This is a genomic window from Streptomyces sp. NPDC091280 (genome assembly GCF_044768565.1).
In the GTDB taxonomy this organism is placed as follows: domain Bacteria; phylum Actinomycetota; class Actinomycetes; order Streptomycetales; family Streptomycetaceae; genus Streptomyces.
On sequence record NZ_JBIVUZ010000005.1, the window covers coordinates 246059 to 266772 of the forward strand.

General features: G+C 72.3%; 17 protein-coding genes. 6 read left to right on the plus strand and 11 right to left on the minus strand.

Annotated elements, in window-relative coordinates; translation table 11 throughout:
* Window positions 1-20: 20 nt before the first annotated feature.
* The 4 genes from ACIQPR_RS17155 to ACIQPR_RS17170 all read right to left on the minus strand — a co-directional run bounded on the left by ACIQPR_RS17155 (window position 21) and on the right by ACIQPR_RS17170 (window position 3804).
* Window positions 21-377: a hypothetical protein gene (locus ACIQPR_RS17155; protein ID WP_403648485.1), complete on the minus strand. Its 357-nt coding sequence runs from the start codon at window positions 375-377 to the stop codon at window positions 21-23.
* 282 nt (window positions 378-659) lie between these two features.
* A complete protein-coding gene (locus ACIQPR_RS17160; protein WP_403649337.1) occupies window positions 660-1460 on the minus strand; it encodes a sugar phosphate isomerase/epimerase family protein in 801 nt (266 codons plus the stop codon).
* Window positions 1461-1495: 35 nt separating this feature from the next.
* Window positions 1496-2650 carry a dihydrodipicolinate synthase family protein gene (locus tag ACIQPR_RS17165; RefSeq protein WP_403648487.1) on the minus strand — a complete coding sequence of 385 codons (1155 nt, stop codon included), beginning with the start codon at window positions 2648-2650 and terminating at the stop codon, window positions 1496-1498.
* On the minus strand, window positions 2647-3804 hold the full coding sequence (locus ACIQPR_RS17170) for a Gfo/Idh/MocA family protein (RefSeq protein ID WP_403648490.1): 1158 nt from the start codon (window positions 3802-3804) through the stop codon (window positions 2647-2649). Before ACIQPR_RS17170 ends, ACIQPR_RS17165 begins: the two co-directional genes overlap by 4 nt.
* Before the next feature lie 253 nt (window positions 3805-4057).
* On the opposite strand from ACIQPR_RS17170, the gene ACIQPR_RS17175 reads away from it, so the two are divergent.
* From ACIQPR_RS17175 to ACIQPR_RS17190, 4 genes are all read left to right on the plus strand, one after another.
* Complete coding sequence (locus ACIQPR_RS17175; RefSeq protein ID WP_403648492.1) at window positions 4058-5104, plus strand: LacI family DNA-binding transcriptional regulator; 1047 nt, start codon at window positions 4058-4060, stop codon at window positions 5102-5104.
* A gap of 241 nt (window positions 5105-5345) precedes the next feature.
* Window positions 5346-6278: a GNAT family N-acetyltransferase gene (locus ACIQPR_RS17180; RefSeq protein ID WP_403648495.1), complete on the plus strand. Its 933-nt coding sequence runs from the start codon at window positions 5346-5348 to the stop codon at window positions 6276-6278.
* A 17-nt stretch (window positions 6279-6295) separates the two neighbouring features.
* On the plus strand, window positions 6296-7096 hold the full coding sequence (locus ACIQPR_RS17185) for a sugar phosphate isomerase/epimerase family protein (protein WP_403648498.1): 801 nt from the start codon (window positions 6296-6298) through the stop codon (window positions 7094-7096).
* A 78-nt stretch (window positions 7097-7174) separates the two neighbouring features.
* Window positions 7175-8422, plus strand: a complete 1248-nt coding sequence (locus ACIQPR_RS17190; RefSeq protein WP_403648500.1) for an MFS transporter — start codon at window positions 7175-7177, stop codon at window positions 8420-8422.
* Here the strand turns inward: ACIQPR_RS17190 and ACIQPR_RS17195 are convergent.
* The 3 genes from ACIQPR_RS17195 to aroA are packed head-to-tail and all read right to left on the minus strand — an operon-like array spanning window position 8403 to window position 10850.
* Window positions 8403-8978, minus strand: coding sequence for an RBBP9/YdeN family alpha/beta hydrolase (locus ACIQPR_RS17195; protein ID WP_403648503.1), 576 nt, complete (start codon window positions 8976-8978; stop codon window positions 8403-8405). The two genes, ACIQPR_RS17190 and ACIQPR_RS17195, sit on opposite strands and share 20 nt — an antisense overlap.
* Complete coding sequence (locus tag ACIQPR_RS17200) at window positions 8975-9592, minus strand: GNAT family N-acetyltransferase (protein WP_403648506.1); 618 nt, start codon at window positions 9590-9592, stop codon at window positions 8975-8977. The genes ACIQPR_RS17195 and ACIQPR_RS17200 overlap by 4 nt, the downstream gene beginning before the upstream one ends.
* Window positions 9593-9602: 10 nt before the next feature.
* Window positions 9603-10850 carry a 3-phosphoshikimate 1-carboxyvinyltransferase gene (aroA, locus tag ACIQPR_RS17205; RefSeq protein ID WP_403648508.1) on the minus strand — a complete coding sequence of 416 codons (1248 nt, stop codon included), beginning with the start codon at window positions 10848-10850 and terminating at the stop codon, window positions 9603-9605.
* 381 nt (window positions 10851-11231) lie between these two features.
* On the opposite strand from aroA, the gene ACIQPR_RS17210 reads away from it, so the two are divergent.
* The gene (locus ACIQPR_RS17210; protein WP_403648510.1) at window positions 11232-13016 is read left to right on the plus strand and encodes a glycoside hydrolase family 3 protein; all 1785 of its coding nucleotides are present in this window, start codon (window positions 11232-11234) and stop codon (window positions 13014-13016) included.
* A gap of 112 nt (window positions 13017-13128) precedes the next feature.
* Entirely contained in the window at window positions 13129-13743 is a 615-nt protein-coding gene (locus tag ACIQPR_RS17215; protein WP_403648513.1) for a hypothetical protein, read from the plus strand.
* 37 nt (window positions 13744-13780) lie between these two features.
* Here the strand turns inward: ACIQPR_RS17215 and ACIQPR_RS17220 are convergent, their stop codons facing one another.
* The 4 genes from ACIQPR_RS17220 to ACIQPR_RS17235 form a co-directional block, all read right to left on the minus strand.
* Window positions 13781-15214 (minus strand): S28 family serine protease, encoded by a 1434-nt coding sequence (locus tag ACIQPR_RS17220; protein WP_403648516.1) that lies wholly within the window; start codon window positions 15212-15214, stop codon window positions 13781-13783.
* 96 nt (window positions 15215-15310) lie between these two features.
* Window positions 15311-15691: a hypothetical protein gene (locus ACIQPR_RS17225; RefSeq protein WP_403649340.1), complete on the minus strand. Its 381-nt coding sequence runs from the start codon at window positions 15689-15691 to the stop codon at window positions 15311-15313.
* Window positions 15692-15798: 107 nt separating this feature from the next.
* On the minus strand, window positions 15799-19530 hold the full coding sequence (locus ACIQPR_RS17230; protein ID WP_403648519.1) for an ABC transporter ATP-binding protein: 3732 nt from the start codon (window positions 19528-19530) through the stop codon (window positions 15799-15801).
* A 95-nt stretch (window positions 19531-19625) separates the two neighbouring features.
* A complete protein-coding gene (locus tag ACIQPR_RS17235; protein WP_403648521.1) occupies window positions 19626-20675 on the minus strand; it encodes an esterase-like activity of phytase family protein in 1050 nt (349 codons plus the stop codon).
* Window positions 20676-20714 lie beyond the last annotated feature (39 nt).

Genomic DNA, 20714 nt, shown 5'->3' on the forward strand with positions numbered 1-20714 from the left:
GGGCAGGGCTCAGGGGCGGGTCAGCGGACGGTGACCGAGACCGGCTTGGAGACGGTGGCGCCGTCCTTGACGCGCAGGATCTGCACGCCCTTCTTCTGGAGCTTGTCGGCCAGCTTGTAGGCGCTGTGGTTGACCTTGGCCGTCGCCGGCAGGGACTTCCAGGTCGCGCCGGACTTGACCTGGAGCGTCACCTTGGAGCCCTCCTTCAGGCCGGCGGTCCTGCCGGTGAAGGTGACCGGGTCACCGAGCTTCACGGCGGCGCGGTCGGCCTTGACGGTGATGCTCGGCGCGGGGGCGGGCGCGGCCACGGCGGCACCCGCACCAGCGGCCACGAGTACGGCGGAGACCACGGACACAGCGGCGATACGCACGTTCACAGATAACTCCTTGTTTGTTTCTCGAATTACTTCTCTCATGCACCTCTCAGGCTTCCCTCATACGAGAAAAAGCCCGGAAGACCGCGCTTCCGGGCTTTTCCCCGGCTCCGCGGCGAGCACGATCCTATAGACACGACCTGCGGTGATGCGGTTCCGGAAGTCTCCGGAAAAGCCGAATCAACAGGTCGTTCACAGGAATTGCGCACGCCGTACGGGCCGTGATCTGCATTTATATAGAGGAGCTGTGTGAAGGTTACATTCACATGGGCTCGCACCTTTCGGCTAGCGGATCACGTGCTCGACGAACCGCGCCGCCGTCTCCGCCAGCACCTCGCGTCCGTCGCGTGCCCACAGGCCGTCGTTGAACAGTTCGACCTCGATGGCGCCGGTGTATCCGGCGGCCTCGACGTACGAGAGCCACTCCCGCATGTCGATCGCGCCGTCCCCGATCTGTCCGCGGCCGTTGAGCACGCCCTCGGGCAGCGGGGTGGTCCAGTCGGCGAGCTGGAAGGTGTGGATACGGCCGCCCGCGCCCGCCCGGGCGATCTGCGCCGGGGCCCGGTCGTCCCACCAGATGTGGTACGTGTCGACCGTGACGCCGACCTGCCGTGCGGGGAAGCGCTCGGCTAGGTCGAGGGCCTGGGTGAGCGTGGAGACCACGCAGCGGTCGGCCGCGTACATCGGGTGCAGCGGTTCGATGGCCAGCCGTACGCCCCGTTCCTCGGCGTAGGGCCCCAACTCGCCCAGCGCGTCGGCGATCCGCTCCCGCGCGCCGTGCAGGTCCTTCGAACCGGCCGGCAGGCCGCCCGACACCAGGACGAGCGTGTCGGTGCCGAGCGTGGCCGCCTCGTCGACCGCCCGGCGGTTGTCGTCCAGGGCCGACGCCCGCTCGGCCGGGTCCAGCGCCGTGAAGAAGCCGCCCCTGCACAACGTTGTCACCGTGAGGCCCGCGTCGCGCACCAGCTTCGCGGTGGCCTCCAGGCCGTGGGACTGGACCGGCTCGCGCCACAGGCCCACTCCCGGCACACCCAACTCCAGGCAGGTGTCGACCAGTTCGGGCATGCTCAGCTGCTTCACCGTCATCTGGTTGATGGAGAAGCGGGACAGCTGCGGATCGCTCACTGGGTCACTCCGTACAGGGCGAGCAGGTTCTTCATCCGTTCCTCGGCGAGCTTCGGGTCGGGGAACAGGCCCAGGCCGTCGGCGAGCCGGTAGGCGCGGGCGAAGTGCGGGAGGGAACGGGCCGACTGGAGGCCGCCGACCATCGTGAAGTGCGTCTGGTGGCCCGCGAGCCAGGCCAGGAACACCACGCCCGTCTTGTAGAAGCGGGTCGGGGCCTGGAAGAGGTGGCGGGACAACTCGACGGTGGGGTCGAGGAGTTCGCGGAAGCCCGCGGTGTTCCCGGTGTCCAGGACGCGGACCGCCTCCGCCGCCAGCGGGCCGAGCGGGTCGAAGATGCCGAGCAGGGCGTGGCTGAAGCCCTGGTCGTCGCCCGCGATCAGCTCGGGGTAGTTGAAGTCGTCGCCGGTGTAGCAGCGGACGCCCTGCGGCAGTCGGCGCCGGATGTCGATCTCCCGCTGAGCCTCCAGGAGCGACACCTTGATGCCGTCCACCTTGTCGGGGTGGGCCGCGATGACGTCGAGGAAGGTGCCGGTGGCCGCGTCCAGGTCGGACGAGCCCCAGTAGCCCTCCAGCGCCGGGTCGAACATGGGGCCCAGCCAGTGCAGGACGACCGGCTCGGACGCCTGGCGCAGCAGGTGGCCGTAGACCTCCAGGTAGTCCTCGGGGCCCTTCGCCGCGGCAGCGAGCGCGCGCGAGGCCATCAGGATGGCCTGTGCGCCGGACTCCTCGACGAGGGCCAACTGCTCCTCGTACGCGGCCTGTACGTCGGCCAGGGAGGCCGGTCCGGTGAGCTGGTCGGTGCCGACTCCGCAGGCGATCCGGCCGCCGACGGCCTTGGCCTCGGCGGAGCTTCGGCGGATCAGCTCGGCCGCGCCCGCCCAGTCCAGGCCCATTCCGCGCTGCGCGGTGTCCATCGCCTCGGCGACACCGAGGCCGTGGGACCACAGATGGCGGCGGAAGGCGAGGGTGGCGTCCCAGTCGACGGCGGCGGGCGAGTCGGGGCTGGTGTCGGCGAACGGGTCCGCGACGACATGCGCCGCCGAGAACACCGTACGAGAGGTGAAGGGGGTGCCGGAGGTGACGGCGAAGGGTTCGGAGCGGGGCTCGTAGGCCGTCAAGGCCCCTGAGGCGTCGGGGAGTTGGATGGTCACAGCGTGATCTCCGGGACGTCGAGGCGGCGGCCCTCGGCGGACGACTTCAGGCCCAGCTCGGCGAGCTGGACACCGCGGGCGCCGGCCAGCAGGTCCCAGTGGTAGGGGGCGTCGGCGTAGACATGGCGCAGGAACAGCTCCCACTGTGCCTTGAAGCCGTTGTCGAAGTCGGCGTTGTCGGGGACCTCCTGCCACTGGTCGCGGAAGACCTCGGTGACCGGGATGTCGGGGTTCCAGACCGGCTTGGGGGTGGAACTGCGGTGCTGGGCACGGCAGTTGCGCAGGCCGGCGACCGCCGATCCCTCGGTGCCGTCGACCTGGAACTCGACGAGTTCGTCGCGGTTGACGCGGACGGCCCAGGAGGAGTTGATCTGGGCGATGGCGCCGCTGTCGAGCTCGAAGATGCCGTAGGCGGCGTCGTCGGCGGTGGCGTCGTAGGGCTTGCCGTTCTCGTCCCAGCGCTGCGGGATGTGGGTGGTGGCGATGGCCTGGACGGACTTGACGCGGCCGAACAGCTCGTGCAGGACGTACTCCCAGTGCGGGAACATGTCGACGACGATGCCGCCGCCGTCCTGGGAGCGGTAGTTCCACGAGGGGCGCTGGGCGCTCTGCCAGTCGCCCTCGAAGACCCAGTAGCCGAACTCGCCGCGGATCGAGAGGATCCGGCCGAAGAAGCCGCCGTCGATGAGCCGCTTGAGCTTGAGCAGGCCCGGGAGGAACAGCTTGTCCTGGACGACGCCGTGCTTGATGCCGGCGGTGTCGGCGAGGCGGGCCAGTTCCAGGGCGCCTTCGAGGCCGGTCGCGGTCGGCTTCTCGGTGTAGATGTGCTTGCCCGCGGCGATGGCCTTCTTCAGCGCCTCCTCGCGGGCCGAGGTGACCTGGGCGTCGAAGTAGATCTCGACGGTCGGGTCGGCGAGGACCGCGTCGACGTCGGTGGAGACGTTCTCGGGGTCGAGCCCGTGCTGTTCGGCGAGCGCCCTCAGCGCGTGCTCGCGGCGGCCGACGAGGACCGGTTCCGGCCACAGCACGGTTCCGTCACCGAGGTCTAGACCACCCTGCTCACGGAGTGCGAGGATCGAGCGGACGAGGTGCTGTCGGTAGCCCATGCGCCCGGTCACGCCGTTCATGGCGATACGCACCGTCTTGCGTGTCACGTGTTTCCCTTCGGCCTCGTACGTTTCCACGTACGTCTCAAGAATGCAGCAAGCGCTTTCTATATACGCAGAAGCTAGCCTTTGCGCATAGGTCTGTACAAGACCGTGATGGGGTCGAGTTGTTCGAGGGGGCGAACGACGGGGGCCGATGGCCTTATCGTCTGCTCGGACGGGGGCTTCCTTTGGGCGGCCTGTGCACGACGGCGTACGACAAGACGCGCGACCGAACAAGCTCGACCGGAGGACGAACGACATGACGGTGACCCTGGCGGACGTGGCGGCCCGCGCCCAGGTCTCCCCCGCGACGGTGTCGCGCGTACTGAACGGCAACTACCCGGTCGCGGCCACCACCCGCGAACGGGTGCTGCGCGCCGTCGACGAACTCGACTACGTCCTCAACGGTCCCGCGAGCGCGCTCGCGGCGGCCACCTCCGACCTGGTCGGCATCCTGGTCAACGACATCGCCGACCCCTTCTTCGGGATCATGGCGAGCGCGATCCAGGCCGAGATCGGCGGGCCGGGCGGGCGCGCGGGCGGGGAGCGGCTGGCTGTGGTGTGCAACACAGGGGGCTCCCCGGAGCGCGAGCTGACGTATCTGACCCTGCTCCAGCGGCAGCGGGCGGCGGCCGTCGTGCTGACCGGCGGCGCCATGGAGAACGCGCCGCACGCCGCCGCCGTCGCGGCGAAGCTGCGCAAGCTCGGGGAGGCCGGGACGCGGGTGGTGCTGTGCGGGCGCCCGCCGGCGCCGGACACCGGGGCGTTCGCGCTGACCTTCGACAACCGCGGGGGCGGGCGGGAGCTGACCGAGCACCTCATCGGCCTCGGGCACCGGCGGCTCGGCTACATCGCGGGCCCGGAGGAGCGGACCACCACCCGGCACCGCCTGGAGGGCCACCGCGAGGCGCTGGCCGCGCACGGCATCGCCGAGGACCCCCGGTGGACCGTGCACGGGCGCTACGACCGGCGCTCCGGCTACGAGGCCACGCTCGAACTGCTGCGCCGCGACCCGTCGTTGACGGCCGTGGTCGCGGCGAACGACTCCGTCGCGGTGGGCGCGTGCGCCGCCCTGCGCGAGTCCGGACGGCGCATCCCGGACGACGTCTCGGTCGCCGGCTTCGACGACCTCCCCTTCAGCGTGGACGCGGTGCCCTCCCTGACGACGGTACGGCTGCCCCTGTCGGAGGCGGGCGCGCGGGCCGGCCGGATCGCGATGGGGCGCGAGGAGCCGCCGCCGGGCGGGATCGCCACGGTGCGCGGGGAGCTGATGGTGCGGGGGTCTTCCGGGGTGCCTCGGGCGTAGTGCGGCCGGGGCCGCCGGTCCGCGTTCGTTCGTCCGCCGGCGGGACGGGCCCTGTCCGGGTCCGGGGGCGCTCCGACCGTGCCGGAAGCCCGGTCGCCCGGCCGCCCGGCCGCGCCAGGGCCTCGCGCGGGCCGAACCGCTCGTCCTGGGCCGTTGCCTTGGCCGCCCCGGTGGGACTACGGTCAGAACCGCGTAACCTCTGACTGAGTCAACTACCCTGCGCGAGCACCGGGGATCGATCATGACCGTCCAGGACATCCGCTCCTTCAACCGCTTCTACACGAACGTCATCGGCGCCCTCGACTACAGCCGCCACCTCTACGCCCCCTTCACCCTCACCGAGTCCCGTGTCCTGTACGAACTCGCGCACTCCGCGGACACCGACGCGGCCGATCTCCGTTCCGAACTGTCGCTGGACGCCGGGTACTTGAGCCGGATCCTGAACCGGTTCGAGCAGGACGGGCTGATCGAGCGGGCGCCCTCGGAGCGCGATCCGCGGCGGCGGCGGGTGACGCTCACCGGGCGCGGGCGGGAGACCGCGGACCTGCTGGCCGAGCGGGCGGACGAATCCGTCGGGGCGCTGCTGGCGACCGTGCCGGACCCCGACCGGCCGCGGCTCGCCGAGGCGCTGCGCACCGTACGGACCCTCCTGTCGGGCGGACGCGGGCCGCGGCCCGAGGACGTCGTGCTGCGGGAGCCGGGGCCCGGTGACCTCGGGTGGATCGTGCAGCGCAACGCGGCGCTGTACGCCGCCGAGTACGACTTCAACGCCGACTACGAGGGGCTCGTCGCGCGGATCGTCGCCGACTTCGCCGAGGACCACGACCCGCATCTGGAGCGGGTGTGGATCGCGGAGCTGGCCGGGCGGCCGGTGGGGTGCGTGATGTGCGTGCGCGACGACGCCCCGGGGACCGCGCGGCTGCGGCTGCTGCTCGTCGAGCCGGACGCCCGGGGGCTGCGGATCGGGGACCGGCTGGTCTCGGCGGTCGTCGAGTTCGCGCGCGGGGTCGGCTACCACGACCTCGTGCTGTGGACCAACGACATCCTCGGCGCCGCCCGCCGCATCTACCAGCGGCACGGTTTCGTCCTCGTCGCCGAGAAGCCCCACCGCTCCTTCGGCCAGGATCTCGTCGGCCAGGACTGGCGCCTGGACCTGCACGCGACCGGAGAGTGACGAGTAATGTCGTGACCATGAAGTTCGCGTTCTCGACCCTCGGTGTCCCCGGGCTCCCGCTGGCCGACGTGCTGCGGCTCGCCGTCACCCACGGCTACCACGGCGTCGAGCTGCGCGCGCACCCCGAGGAGCCCGTGCACCCCGGCATCGACGCGGCCCAACGGGCCGACGCGGTGGCCGAGTTCAAGGCTGCCGGGGTCGAAGTCCTGGGCCTGGCCGGGTACGCCCGCGTGGCCGCGCCCGGCGACGACGACGCCGTGCTCACGGAGATCCGCGAACTCCTGGAGCTGGCACGGGACTTGGGCGCGCCCTACGTCCGCGTCTTCCCCGGCGGCGGTACCGGGCAGTCCGTCCACGAGGCCGACGCGACGGCCGCGCGGCGGCTGGGCACGGCGGCGGAGTGGGGCGCCGACCTCGGCGTACGGATCCTGCTGGAGACGCACGACTCGCACCGGACCGGCGCCGACGCGCTCCGCGTGCTCGGCCCGGTCGGGCACCGGCAGGTGGGCGCGCTGTGGGACGTCATGCACACCTGGCTGGGCGGCGAACAGCCCGCGGAGACCCTGGCCGCGCTGGGCCCGTATCTCGGATATGTGCAGGTCAAGGACATCGCGTCGGCCGACGACACCACTCCGCTGCCGCTCGGCGCGGGTGTGCTGCCGCTGGCCGAGTGCGTGGAGCTGCTGACCCGGCACGACTGGGACGGCTGGCTGTGCTGGGAGTACGAGAAGCGCTGGTACGAGAGCGCGGCGCCGCTGCCCGGGCTGCTGGCCGCGGGCCACGACCATCTGGCGCGGCTGCTCAACGACTCGGCGTAATTCGCTCGCCGCGCGGACGGCGGGCGCATAGGGTCCTGCGGTGCCCCGGCAAACCTCCTCGCGTCCCGTCCCGCCCTCATGAACCCCGGCCTCACCCGCACGCTCCTCGACATCAGGCCGCTGCGGACCTCGCCCGCGTTCCGGCGGCTGCTGATCGGGCGGACGGTGTCCCTGCTCGGCTCGTTCATGACCGCGGTGACCGTCATGTACCAGGTCTGGGACATGACCCGCAGCACGGTGTGGACCGGGGCGGTCGGGCTGGCGAGCGCCGTTCCCACGGTGGTCGTCGGCCTGTTCGCCGGTTCGTGGGCGGACCGCGGCGACCGGCGGCGCATCTACCTCCTCAACACGGCGGGACAGGCGGCCTGTTCAGTACTCCTCGCCGTCCAGGGCTTCACCGGCCATGTACCGGTGCTCGGCGTGCTCGCGCTGGTCGCCGCGCAGTCGTGCTTCGGCGCGGTGGGCGGCCCGGCGTCGGGCGTGTTCGTACCCCGGCTGCTGCCGAAGGACCAGGTGGCGGCGGGCCTGGCCCTCAACACGATGGCCTTCACGACGACGATGCTCGTCGGCCCCGCGCTCGGCGGCCTGCTGATCGGCTGGACCGGCATCGGCGCCTGCTACCTGGCCGACGCGCTCACCTTCCTCGTCGGCTTCTACGGCGCCTTCGGCCTGCCCGCGCTGCCGCCCGAGGGCGAGCCGTCACGGGCCGGACTGCACGGGGTCCTGGACGGTCTGCGCTTCCTGGCCGGTCACCGGGTGGTGCGCGGCGCGCTGCTGACCGATCTGGCCGCGACGGTCCTGGCGATGCCGGTGAGCCTCTTCCCGCTGGTCAACTCCGAGCGTTTCGGGGGCAGTCCGCGCACGCTGGGGCTGTTCCTGTCCGCGATCTCGGTCGGCGGGATCACCGCGTCCGCGTTCTCCGGCGCGGTCACCCGGCTCGGCCGGCCCGGCCGGGTGATGCTGGTCGGCGCGACCACGTGGGGCGCCGCGCTGGCCGCGTTCGGCCTGATGACGAATCCGTGGGCGGGACTGGCCTGTCTCGCGCTGGCGGGCGGCGCCGACGCCTGCTCGGTGGTCGCCCGCAGCACGATCGTCCAGACCCACACCCCGGACGCCCTGCTCGGCCGGGTCTCGGCCGCCGAGCAGATCGTCGGCCAGGCGGGCCCCAACCTCGGCAATCTGCGCGGCGGTCTGGTGGCCGGCTGGAGTTCCGGGGCGACGGCCCTGGTCACCGGCGGCCTGCTGTGCGCGCTGGCGGTGACGGGCGTCGCCGCGAGCACGCCCGAGCTGCGCGCCGGCGCCGGTGTCACTCCGGACGAGCGGTGAGCGGCACCGTCCCGTCCAGACACCACTCCAGTACGGCCGGCCAGGAGCCGTACCCCGCGTCCAGATCGAGGTGCCCCGCGCCCGGGACGATCTCGGTGGGGATGCCCAGCGGATCGCCGAAGACCTCGCGGGCGCCTTCCGGGCAGTACGGATCGTCGTCCCCGGCTACCAGCCGCGTGACTCCGGGCAGCGCCGGCCGGGCGGCGGGCGGCGCGAACTCGGCGATCTCCGGATGCCGTACGACGACGGAGGCGGACGGCGGAGAGACGAGCAGCACCCGGTCCGCGTCACCGTCCCCGACCACCCCCCGGTCGACGGCGTGCAGCCACAGCAGGGCGGAGGCACTGTGCGCGAGAACGACCCGCTCTCCACCGAGCCCGTCGAGCTGCCGACGCAACTCCCCGAGCCACACGTCGAGTTCGGGATCGTCGGGATCGGGCAGCTGGGGGTACGCCACCTCGTGGCCGAGCCCGCGCAGACGGCCGGCGAGCCAGTGCTGCCAGTGGCCCTGCGGGCGGTGGTTCTGCCAGCCGTGCAGGATGAGATAAGCGGTCATGACGTGGTCACCCGTTCCTCCAGTGCCTTTCTGCGCTCCGGCCACTCCTGGGCCGTGATCGAGTAGATCGCGGAGTCCCGCAGCCTGCCCTCCTCGCCCGGCGCCCAGGAGCGGGACCAGTTGCGCAGGACGCCCTCGAAGCGGGCGCCGACGCGCTGGATCGCGGCGCGGGAGCGGTCGTTGCGGGCGTCGGTCTTGAGGTCGACCCGGGAGACCCGCCATTCCTCGAAGGCGTGCCGGAACAGCAGGAGTTTGGCCTCGGCGTTGATGCCGGTGCCCTGCGCGGAAGCGGCCAGCCAGGTGAACCCGACCTCGACGGCGTCGAGTTGATCGTCCGTCAGCCAGGAGCGGGGCTCCCAGTAGGCCGTGGCGCCGACCGCCCGCCCGGTCGCCGTCGAGATCTGCGCGTACGGCGCGAGCCTGCCCGTCGCCGCGCGGGCGAGCTGGGCGTCGATGTAGGCGCCCACCTGGTCCGCCCGCGGCACCCAGGTGAACGCGTACGCCCCCCGGTCCTCCTCCGCCGCCACCGCGAGATCGGCCGCGTGCCGGTGGCCGAGCGGCTCCAGCAGCACCGACGCGCCGGTCAGGACAGGCGCCTTCAGCTCGAACCCCACACTGATCCCCTCACCCTCGGGCCGGCAGCTGTGCCCGCAGCTCCCCGAACGCCTCGTGGAAACCCGGGAAAGTCTTGCGTACGCACCCCGGGTCGTCGAACGAGATACCCGGCACCCGCAGTCCGGTGACCGCGAAGGACATGACGACGCGGTGGTCGCCATAGGACTTGATCTCCGCGCCGGCGGGGGGCCGCGAACCGGGGCGGATCTCGATCCAGTCGTCCCCGGTCGCGACCTCCACGCCCAGTCGCCGGAGGTTGTCCGCGCAGGCCTCCAGCCGGTCGCACTCCTTGACGCGGGTGTTGCCGACGTCCTCGATGCGGACCGGGCCGGAGGCGAAGGGGGCGATGGCGGCCAGGGTCGGCATGGTGTCCGAGATGTCCCGCATGGCGACCGTGAGGCCGCGGAGTTCGCCGGTGCCGCGCACCCGGGTGCCGTGCGCGTCGGTCGTGACCTCCGCGCCCATGCGGCGCAGTACGTCGACGAAGCCCAGGTCGCCCTGAAGCGCGCCGGTGCCGAGCCCGGGGACGGTGACCTCGCCGCCGGTCACGGCCGCCGCCGCGAAGAAGTAGCTCGCGGTGGAGGCGTCCGGCTCGATGTCGTAGGTGGTCGCGGTGTAGCCGCCCGGCAGGACCTCGTAGACCGTGCCCTCCTTGCGGACCTCCGCGCCGAACGACCGCATCATCGCGAGGGTGATCTCGACGTACGGCGCGGAGACCAGGTCCGTGACCCTGATCCGCAGGCCCTTCCCGGTCAGCGGGCCGAGCAGGAGCAGCGCGGTGAGGTACTGCGAGGACTGGCCGGCGTCGAGCACCACCTCGCCGCCCTCGACACCGGACGCCTCGACGCGCAGCGGGTGGTGGCCCTCGGCCTCCTCGTGCCGCAGGTCCACGCCGAGGTCGCGCAGCGCGCGGGTCAGCGGGAGCAGGGGCCGCCGCCGCATCTGCGGGGACGCGTCGAAGCGGAAGCTGCCGCGGCCGGCGGCGGCGAGGACGGGCAGGAAGCGGGCCGTGGTCGCGCCGTCCCGGCAGTACACGTCGGCCTCGGCGACCGCCGGTCCCTGCGGGCGGCCGTCGATCCGCCAGGCGTCGGGGGCGCGGCCCACCCGGTAGCCGAGCCGGGTCAGTCCCTCCGCGAAGCCCTCGGTGTCGTCCGAGCGGAGCGGACGCCGGAGGGTGGTGACGCCGTCGGCCGCGGCGGCCAGGAAGAGCGCGCGGGCGGTGACGGACTTGGAACCGGGGATGTCGACTACGGGCATGCCCTCATGATCGGGCGGTGGCCGCCCGTTTCGCCGGGACGTCCACGGGATGGACGACGGCCGTTCGCCCGCGCGTGGCTGTGCGTGACCACATCCGTCCCGTTGTGCACGGGTTCACCGACTTCCGGGAATCGGGCCCCGGACGGGAACCCGGGCCCCGGCCCCGCCGTCCAATCCGCACGCTGCCGGACGAGTCTCCGCGGTACGGCGTCGGCCTCGCCGCTGGCTGCGAACGCTGACCAACCCTCTCCTCCGTACCGCGGCCGGCAGCGAGCCGTCATCGGCGCGCCCCCCTCCAACTGCGCCGATGGCGGCCCCTTCGCTGGTTACTGTGCACTCCCCCGACAGGCGGAAACTCTCCGGAATCCGGAAGGATCGCCCATGCCCTCCAGACGTACCGTCCTCGCCGCGACCGTCGGCGTCACCGCGTCCCTCGCGGTCGGCACCCCCGCCCACGCCGACGACCCGGCACTGCGCCCGCTGATCTCCCGCATGCCCCTGGAGGAGAAGGTCGGCCAGCTGTTCGTGTCGCGGGTCTACGGCCACTCCGCCACCGCCCCCGACCCGGCCGACGCCGACGCCAACCTGAGCGAGCTGGGGGTGCGCACGGCCGCCGAGCTGATCGAGAAGTACCGGGTCGGCGGGATCATCTACTTCAGCTGGGCGCACAACACCCGCGACCCGCGGCAGATCGCGGGCCTCTCCAACGGCATCCAGCGGGCGTCGCTGGCCCGGCCGCGCGGACTGCCCGTGCTGATCGCCACCGACCAGGAGCACGGCGTCGTCTGCCGGATCGGCGCGCCCGCCACCCTCTTCCCCGGCGCGATGGCGCTCGGCGCGGGCGGCTCCCGCGCCGACGCCCGCACGGTCGGCCGGATCTCCGGCGCCGAGCTGCGCGCGATGGGCGTCAACCAGGACTACTCCCCCGACGCCGACGTGAACGTGAACCCGGCCAACCCGATCATCGGCGTACGGTCCTTCGGCGCCGACCCGGACGCGGTGGCGGGGCTGGTCGCCGCCGAGGTGACCGGGTACCAGGACAGCCGGGTGGCGGCGACCGCCAAGCACTTCCCGGGGCACGGGGACACCGCCGTGGACAGCCACACCGGGTTCCCGGTCATCACGCACAGCCGCGAGCTGTGGGGGCGGCTGGACGCCGTGCCCTTCCGGGCCGCCGTCAGGGCCGGGATCGACGCGATCATGACCGCGCACATCAAGGTCCCGGCCCTCGACGACTCCGGCGACCCGGCCACCCTCTCCCGCCCGATCGTCACCGGAGTCCTGCGCGGCGAACTCGGCTACGACGGTGTGGTGGTCACCGACTCGCTCGGCATGGCGGGCGTCCGTCAGAAGTACGGCGACGACCGCGTGCCGGTGCTCGCGCTGAAGGCCGGGGTCGACCAGCTGCTCGACCCGCCCTCCCTCGACATCGCCTGGAACGCCGTCGTCAGGGCCGTGCGCGAGGGGGAGTTGACCGAGGCGCGGATCGACGAGTCGGTGCTGCGGGTGCTGCGGCTGAAGTCGCGGCTCGGACTCTTCGAGGAGCCGTACGTCAGCCCGGCGGCCGTGGACCTCGTGGTCGGCGCCGCCGGGCACCGCGCCGCCGCCGACCGCGTCGCCGAGCGGACCACCACGCTCCTGGTCAACCGGGGAGGACTGCTCCCGCTGTCCCGTCGTACGCACGGGAACGTCCTGGTCGTCGGCGCCGATCCGGCCTCCCCGTCCGGTACGACGGGACCGCCCACCGGTGTACTGGCCTCGGCGCTGGGGGAGTTGGGCTTCACGGCAGCCGTGCTGGCCACCGGCACCGCGCCCTCCGCCGAGACCGTCGCGCGGGCCGTGGCGGCGGCGCGGGCGGCGGACGCGGTCGTCGTGACGACCTACAACGTCACGGCGGCCGACCCGCAGAAGACCCTGGTCGAGCAACTGGCCGCCACCGGGCGCCCGGTCGTGGCCGTCGCCGTCCGCAACCCCTACGATGTCGCCCAACTGCCCGCCGTCCCCGCCTACTTGGCGTCCTACTCCTGGACCGACGTCGAACTGCGGGCGGCGGCACGGGTGATCGCGGGCCGGGTGGCCCCGCGCGGGAGGCTCCCGGTGGCCGTGCCACGGGCGGACGACCCCGCGCAGGAGCTGTATCCGATCGGTCACGGACTGTCGTACTAGAGGTACGACACCCACCCTCCCCACCCCCGCCAACCGGCCCAAAGGCACCCGTACCGCTGGCGTGCGCCGGTCGCCGGGGGTCAGGCTGGGCGGGGGCAGTCCGGGGGGAACGATGGGTGAGAGATGGAGCGCCGGGGCGGTGTGCGCGCTGCTCGCCGCCCTGCTGGCCGGCTGCTCGTCCGCGAGCGGTTCCGGCCGCGTCGGCGCCACGGCGACCGCGTCCTCGACCACCCGGACCGCCGGTCACGGCGCGGTCTTCCTCGGCGTCGGCGAGTGCAGTTCCTTCGGTACGACGAGTTTCACCGAGGTGCCCTGCACCAGTGAGCGGGCCGCCGCCCGGGTCGTCGCGCGTCACGACGGTGATGTGAGCACCGGCCCCGAGTGCCCGGCGACCACCGACTTCGTGCTGCACATCGGCGCCCAGGGCACCCCGGGCACGGGCCGCGACGGCGCGGTGCCCAAGGGCTACGCCTGTATGCGCGACCTGGAGCCGCCGCACCCCGGCGACCCGGGCGGCGGGGGCGGTCCGCGCACGATCCCCGGCGACTGCGTCTACGGCTCGGGCAGTGGCCAGGTCCGGGAGACCGCGTGCGACGGCTCGGGGCGGCGCAAGCCGCAGTACAAGGTGGTCAAGGCGGTGCTCAGGCGCGCGAGTTGCCCCGCCTCGACCGCCCTCTACGTCCAGCTCGGCGGCAGCCGGCCCGTGGGCTGCGCCCGGCCGGTGTAGTCGATCGGACCACCAACGGCCGGGCGCGGCACGGGTGTTACGGGCGCAGCGTCGGCTCGCGCCGCAGGTCCTGCCGGTCCAGACGCGTGTCGTACGGCGCCAGCGGCTCCGCCCGCGCGGTCGTCGCGGCGGGGACACCGGCCCAGGCCAGGATGCGGGCGGTGGCCAGCGCCTTCTGGTCGGCCGTCAGGCCCGCGACGTTCGCGCCGTGGTTGAGGCCGGGCGCGGTGAAGACGTAGGAGTCCTTCGCGCCCTTGCCGACGGCGAACCGCTCGGCGCCCCACGGGTCGTTCTGGCCGTAGACGAAGAGCATGTGGTCGGCGTGGTGGCGGACCCAGGTGTCGACGTCGCGCATCGCGCCCGGCTGGAACCTCATCGGGATGGAGCGGGGGACGAAGGTGCGGGGCGACTGGTAGCCGTAGCGGATGTACTTCTTCTCGATGTAGGGGAACTGGATGGTGGGGGCGCCGAGTTGGGTGCCCGCCTGGTAGTAGTACGGGGTGTAGGGGTCCAGGCCCTGGTCGGTGTAGAAGGAGAAGCCGGAGATCGTGTCGACCGAGGTCCAGATCTCGTCGTCGGTGGCGGTCGCCGCGTTCGCGGGAACGGTGTCGCAGTCGGAGAGCAGGCTGTACTGCCAGAAGCCCCAGACGTAGTCGAGGACGACGGCTTCGTAGGCCTTGTCCAGGCTGCCGACGGTGGTGAAGGTGTAGCCGTTGTCGGCCGCGTACGCCGCGTACTTCTTCTCCAGCGGGTCCCTGCGCACCAGCGCCTCGCGCTGTACGGCGTCCAGGCGGTCGCGGCACTCCTTGGTGCCGACCCTGGTGAAGAAGCGGTCGTAGGCCGAATCCTCGTTGTTCACCACGTCGTTGGGGGCGACGTAGGCGACGACGCCGTCCATGTCGTGCGGGTAGAACCGCTTGAAGTAGGTGGCCGTCATACCGCCCTTGGAGCCGCCGGTGGCGATCCAGTTCCTGGTGTAGATCGGCTTGAGGGCCTTGAAGACGCGGTGCTGGTCGCTGGCCGCCTGCCAGATGTCGAGCTTGGACCAGTCGGCCGGGGCGGGCCGGGACGGGGTGAAGTAGCGGTATTCCAGGGAGACTTGGTTGGCGTCCGCGATCCGGGTCGGTTCGCTGCGGCTGGGGGTGGTGGAGACGTTGTAGCCGCTGGTGTAGAAGACCGTCGGGCGGGAGACGTCCTTGTGCAGCACGGTGATCCGCTGCTGGAACGTGCCCTTGGACGGGTGCCGGTGGTCGACCGGCTGGGTGTAGTTCAGGACGAAGTAGCGGTAGCCGGTGTACGGCTTCTCCTGGACCAGGCTCATGCCGGGTATCGCCAGCAACTGGTCCTTGATGTCCGCGGTCTGATCCGTGGTACCGGTTCGGCCGGCCGGGGCGGCGGTGGCCGCTCCGGCCGTGCTCAGTGTGCCTATGAGCACGGTGAGCGCCAGCAGCCATCTGAGCGCCTTGCGCATGCGGTCTCCCCTGTGAGGCAGTTGTGAACCGGAAGCTAGCCGAGCAACTACCGTCACACCAGAGGGGATTGTTCACTCAGGGCGCCGACCGGCGGTTCAGCACAGGATCCAGCCGGAGCCGACCGAGCCGGAGCCGACCGCGCCCTTGATCCGCACGCAGCGGTGGCCGACGTGCACGGTGACCGGTCCGGCGCGGCGCGTGTAGCGCCCCTTGTCGACGACCGGCCGGTTGCCGCGGGCCTGGACACTGACCGACATCGCGCGCTTGGCACCGGGGTTCTTCGGGGCGGTGTACGCGCAGATGTAGTCGCCCCGGCGGAAGACATGGACGGCCCCGGTGGAGAAGGGCAGCACGGCCACCTCACGCCCCGGGCAGACGGAGGCCGCCTGGGCGCTGCCGGGGGCCGCGAGCGCGAGCAGCCCGGCCGTGGCGAACACGGCCGTGCCGAGCGCCACCCGCCGTCGTAGCGCACCCATCTCCACAGTCGCCCCTCCCGCACAGCAGCCGAACAGCGTACTGATGTACGGACGCAAGACGTACGTCGAACGGTTGCGCGCCCCCGGCGAGCCCCGCCGCCCGCCCCTCAACGAGCCGAGCCGACCGGCTCCTCGCTCTCGGGCGCCCCGACGAAAGTCCGCCACAACTCGGCGTAGTACCCGCCGAGCACCAGCAGCTCCTCGTGCGTGCCGTCCTCCACCACGCGTCCGTGATCCATCACCACGACCCGGTCGGCGCGGGCCGCCGTGGTGAGGCGGTGGGCCACCACGAGGGTGGTGCGGCGGCCGGCGAGGCGGTCGGTGGCCTGGTTGACCAGGGCTTCCGTGGCCAGGTCCAGGGCCGCCGTCGCCTCGTCCAGGAGGAGGATGTCGGGGTCCACCAGCTCCGCGCGGGCCAGGGCGATCAGCTGGCGCTGGCCCGCCGAGAGGTTGCGGCCCCGCTCCGCGACCTCGTGGAGGTAGCCGCCCTCCAGCGTGGCGATCATCTCGTGCGCGCCGACCGCGCGGGCCGCCGCCTCCACCTCGGCGTCGGTGGCCTCGGGGCGGCCGTAGGCGATGGCGTCGCGGACGGTCCCCTGGAAGAGGTACGCCTCCTGGGGGACGACGCCCAGGTGGTGGCGGTACGACGTGATGTCCAGGGACCGCAGGTCCGCGCCGTCGACCGTGACCCGGCCGCCCGTCGGGTCGTAGAAGCGGGCGACCAGCTTCACCAGCGTCGACTTGCCCGCGCCGGTCTCGCCGACGAAGGCGACCGTCTGGCCCGCCGGGATCGTCAACTCGACGCCGCCCAGGGCCTCTTCGCCGTCTCCGTACGCGAAGTGCACGTCCTCGAAGGCTATGTCGCCGCGCAGCGAGAGGACGTCGAGCGGTTCGTCGGCCGCCCGGGTGGACGTCGGTTCCCGGAGGAGTTCCTGGATGCGGCCCAGCGAGACCGTGGCCTGCTGGTAGCCGTCGAAGACCTGCGAGAGCTGCTGGACCGGGGCGAAGAACAGGTCGATGTAGAGCAGGTAGGCGACCAGCGCGCCGGTCGTCAGGGTCGCGTCGTCGACCCGTCCCGCGCCCGCGATCAGCACCGACGCCGCCGCCACCGACGACAGCAGCTGCACGAAGGGGAAGTAGACGGAGATCAGCCACTGGCCCCGGGTGCGGGCCGCGCGGTAGTCGGCGCTGCGCTCGGCGAACCGCCTGCCGCCGTCCTTCTCGCGCCGGAAGGCCTGCACGATCCGCAGCCCGGACACCGATTCCTGGAGGTCGGCGTTGACCGACGAGACGCGCTCACGGGCGAGTTCGTACGCCTTCACGCTCGCCCGTCGGAAGAAGAACGTGGCGACGACCAGCGGCGGGAGGGTCGCGAACACGACCAGCGCCAGCTGTACGTCGATCACCAGCAGGGCGACCATGATGCCGAAGAAGGTGACCACCGACACGAAGGCCGTGACCAGACCGGTCTGGAGGAACGTGGAGAGGGCGTCGACGTCGGTCGTCATCCTCGTCATGATCCGGCCGGTCAACTCCCGCTCGTAGTAGTCGAGTCCGAGCCGTTGCAGCTGGGCGAAGATCTTGAGGCGGAGGGTGTAGAGGACCCGCTCCCCGGTGCGTCCGGTCATCCTCGTCTCACCGCGCTGCGCCGCCCACTGCACGACCACCGCGACGAGCGCCAGCAGCGAGGCCGACCAGATCGCGCCGATCGCCGTCCTGGTCACGCCCTGGTCGATGCCGTGCCGGATCATGATCGGCAGCAGCAGGCTCGTGCTCGCGTCCACGGCGACCAGGCCGAGGCTGATCAGCAGCGGGGCGCCGAAACCGCGCAGCAGCCGGCGCAGCCCGTAGGAGTCCTCGGCCCGCACCGCGCGCGCCTCGTCGATGTCGGGGGTGTCGGTGGCCGGCGGCAACGCGTCGACCTGCGCGAGGAGTTCGGGTGTCGCGGGCATCCCGGACAGCGCGGTGTCCTTGGGTTCGCGGTCGCCGGTCCACAGGTGGGGGGTGACCCCGCGCTCGGCGTCGAACTCCGCGTCCAGCTCCTCGCGTACGGAGGTGTCCTCGGCCGGTGCGACCGGCAGGGCGTGGCCGGGCGAGACGCCGCCGAGTTCGTCGGGGTCGGTCAACAGGCGGCGGTAGAGCGGTGAGCGCTCCGTCAGCTCCTCGTGCGTGCCGATGTCGGCGAGCCGGCCGGCGTCGAGGACGGCGATGCGGTCGGCGAGGTTGAGGGTGGAGCGGCGGTGCGCGATGAGGAGGGTCGTGCGGCCCTCCATGACCTGTTTGAGGGCCTCGTGGATCTCGTGCTCGACGCGGGCGTCGACCGCCGAGGTCGCGTCGTCGAGGACCAGCAGGCGCGGGTCGGTGAGGATCGCGCGGGCCAGGGCGACGCGCTGGCGCTGGCCGCCGGAGAGGGTGAGGCCGTGTTCGCCGACCGTCGTGTCGTAGCCCTCGGGGAGTTCGGCGATGAACCGGTCGGCCTGGGCGGCCCGGGCGGCGGTGCGGATCTCCTCCTCGGTGGCGTCGGGGCGGCCGTAGGCGATGTTGTTGCGGACCGTGTCGGAGAAGAGGAAGGAGTCCTCGGGGACCAGGCCGATCGCGGCCCGCAGGGAGTCGAGGGTGAGTTCGCGGACGTCGTGGCCGCCGATGAGGACGGCGCCGTGGGTGACGTCGTAGAAGCGGGGCAGCAGGAGCGAGACCGTGGATTTCCCGGAGCCGGAGGAGCCGACGACGGCGAGGGTCTCGCCGGGGCGGATCTCGAAGCTGAGGCCGTCGAGGACCGGGCGGTCGTGGGCGTAGCCGAAGGAGACGTCGTCGAACTCGACGGTGGCCGGGGCGTCGGCGGGGAGGTCCTTGGTGCCGTCCGTCATCGAGGGCTCGGTGTCGATGAGCTCCAGGACGCGTTCGGTGCCCGCGCGGGCCTGCTGGCCGACGGTGAGGACCATGGCGAGCATGCGGACCGGGCCGACGAGCTGGGCGAGGTAGGTGGAGAAGGCGACGAAGGTGCCGAGCGTGATGTGGCCGCGCACCGCGAGCCAGCCGCCGAGGGCGAGCATCGCGACCTGGCCGAGGGCGGGTACGGCCTGGAGGGCGGGGGTGTAGCGGGCGTTCTGCCGGATGGTGCGCAGCCGGCCCGCGTAGAGGCGGCGGCCGACCTCCCGCAGTTTCCCGGTCTCCTGGTCCTCCTGGCCGAAGCCCTTCACCACGCGGACGCCGCTGACGGCGCCGTCGACGACTCCCGCGACGGCGGCGGCCTGGGCCTGCGCGTACCAGGTGGAGGGGTGGAGCCTGCTGCGGCTGCGGCGGGCGATGAAGCCGAGGGCGGGCGCGACGGCCAGCGCGACCAGGGTCAGGGGCAGCGACAGCCAGGCCATGATCGCGAGGGAGATCAGGAAGAGCAGCACGTTCCCGATGGTCATCGGGAGCATGAACAGCAGGCCCTGGATCAGCTGGAGGTCGCTGGTGGCGCGGCCGACGACCTGGCCGGTGGACAGCTCGTCCTGGCGGCGGCCGTCGAGGCGGGTGATCGTCCCGTACATCTCGGTCCGCAGGTCGTGCTGGACGTCGAGGGCGAGCCGGCCGCCGTAGTAGCGCCGGACGTAGGTGGAGACGTAGACGAGGAGCGCGGCGCCGACCAGGGCGCCCGCCCAGGGGGCCATGGAGCGGGTGTGGCCGGTGATCACGTCGTCGATGATCACCTTGGTGACCAGCGGGACGACGGCCGTCACCGCCATGCCGGCGAGGGAGGCGCCGAGGGCGAGGACGACGTCCTTGGGGTAGCGCCAGGCGTATCCGGCGAGCCTTCGGGCCCAGCCCTGCGTCTCCCCCTGTTTCACTGCCACGCGGGTGCCTTCCGTTCGCCGATCCTCGGAAGGCACCAACGCGGGGCGGAGCGGATTTCATCCCTCCGCAACAAACGGGCGGCCCGGCCGGCGGGTCAGACGCGGACCCTCAGGTAGTAGAACCGGGTCGTCTGGGTGGCGCCCGCGTTGTCGTCGCTGACCAGCAGGACCTTCAGACGGCCCTTGTCGTGGCCGGTGATCACCATGCCCTCGATGTTGTCGAGGAGGGGGTTGGGCTGCGGCTGCTTCGCGGTGGCGCCGAGGGACGGGCAGTCGGCGATGTCGGCGAGCAGGGTCTTCTTGATCAGGCGGACGCCGGGCTGGCCGGTGAGGTACTCGACGCCGCTGGTGTCGGTCGCGTGGCGCGGGTCGGCCAGGTAGAGGCGGACGGTGTTGCCGACACCGCTGGTGAAGCCGCGCTCCAGGACGAGGAGGCGGCCGTCCGGGAGGGCCTGCACCTCGGGGACGCCGAGGAAGGCGGCGTCGGTCTTGTAGGCGTACTGCGCGGCGAGCCGGAAGTGGTCGCCCTTGGTCCGGGTCCAGGTCTGGAAGCGGACGGCGCCCGAGGTGTCGCCGGCGATCGGGTACTCCATCGACGCGAGGAGCGTGTGGCCGCCGGGCAGCAGGGTCAGGCCCTCGAAGGTCTGGTTGGAGACGGCCCGGCCGGCCGGGGCGACGAGCAGCGAGGACGGGACCGGGAGGCGGTCGAGGATCCTGCCGTCGACGGAGTAGCGGCGGATCGACGGTTCGGTCTCGGAGGTGATGAGACGGGTGCCGTCGCGGTCGACGGCCAGGCCCTCGGAGTCGAGGGCGGCGCCGTTCTCGTCGGCGAGCTGCACGACCCGCTTCGGCTGGAGGGTCCTCGCGTCCAGGTCGAACAGCGAGGAGCGGTCCTCCAGCGCGGCGAGCGAGCCGTCCTTGTCCACCGCGAGCGCGGAGAAGTTGCCGACGAAGGTGCCGTCGTACGTCGTCTTGTCGAGCGCGTCGGAGAAGCGGTCGATCGAGACGGACGACGAACAGGCTTTGCCGGTGAGGGAGTTGCCGGTACGGGAGTTGCTGACGGCGGTCGCGGGCCCGGCGGCGGTGAGGCAGGTGGCCGCCGCCAGGCCGGCGGTCGCGGTCGCGAGTACGGTTCTCAGGCGCATGCCGGTCACCGTAGGGCGGGTGGGTGACGGGCGGGAGGC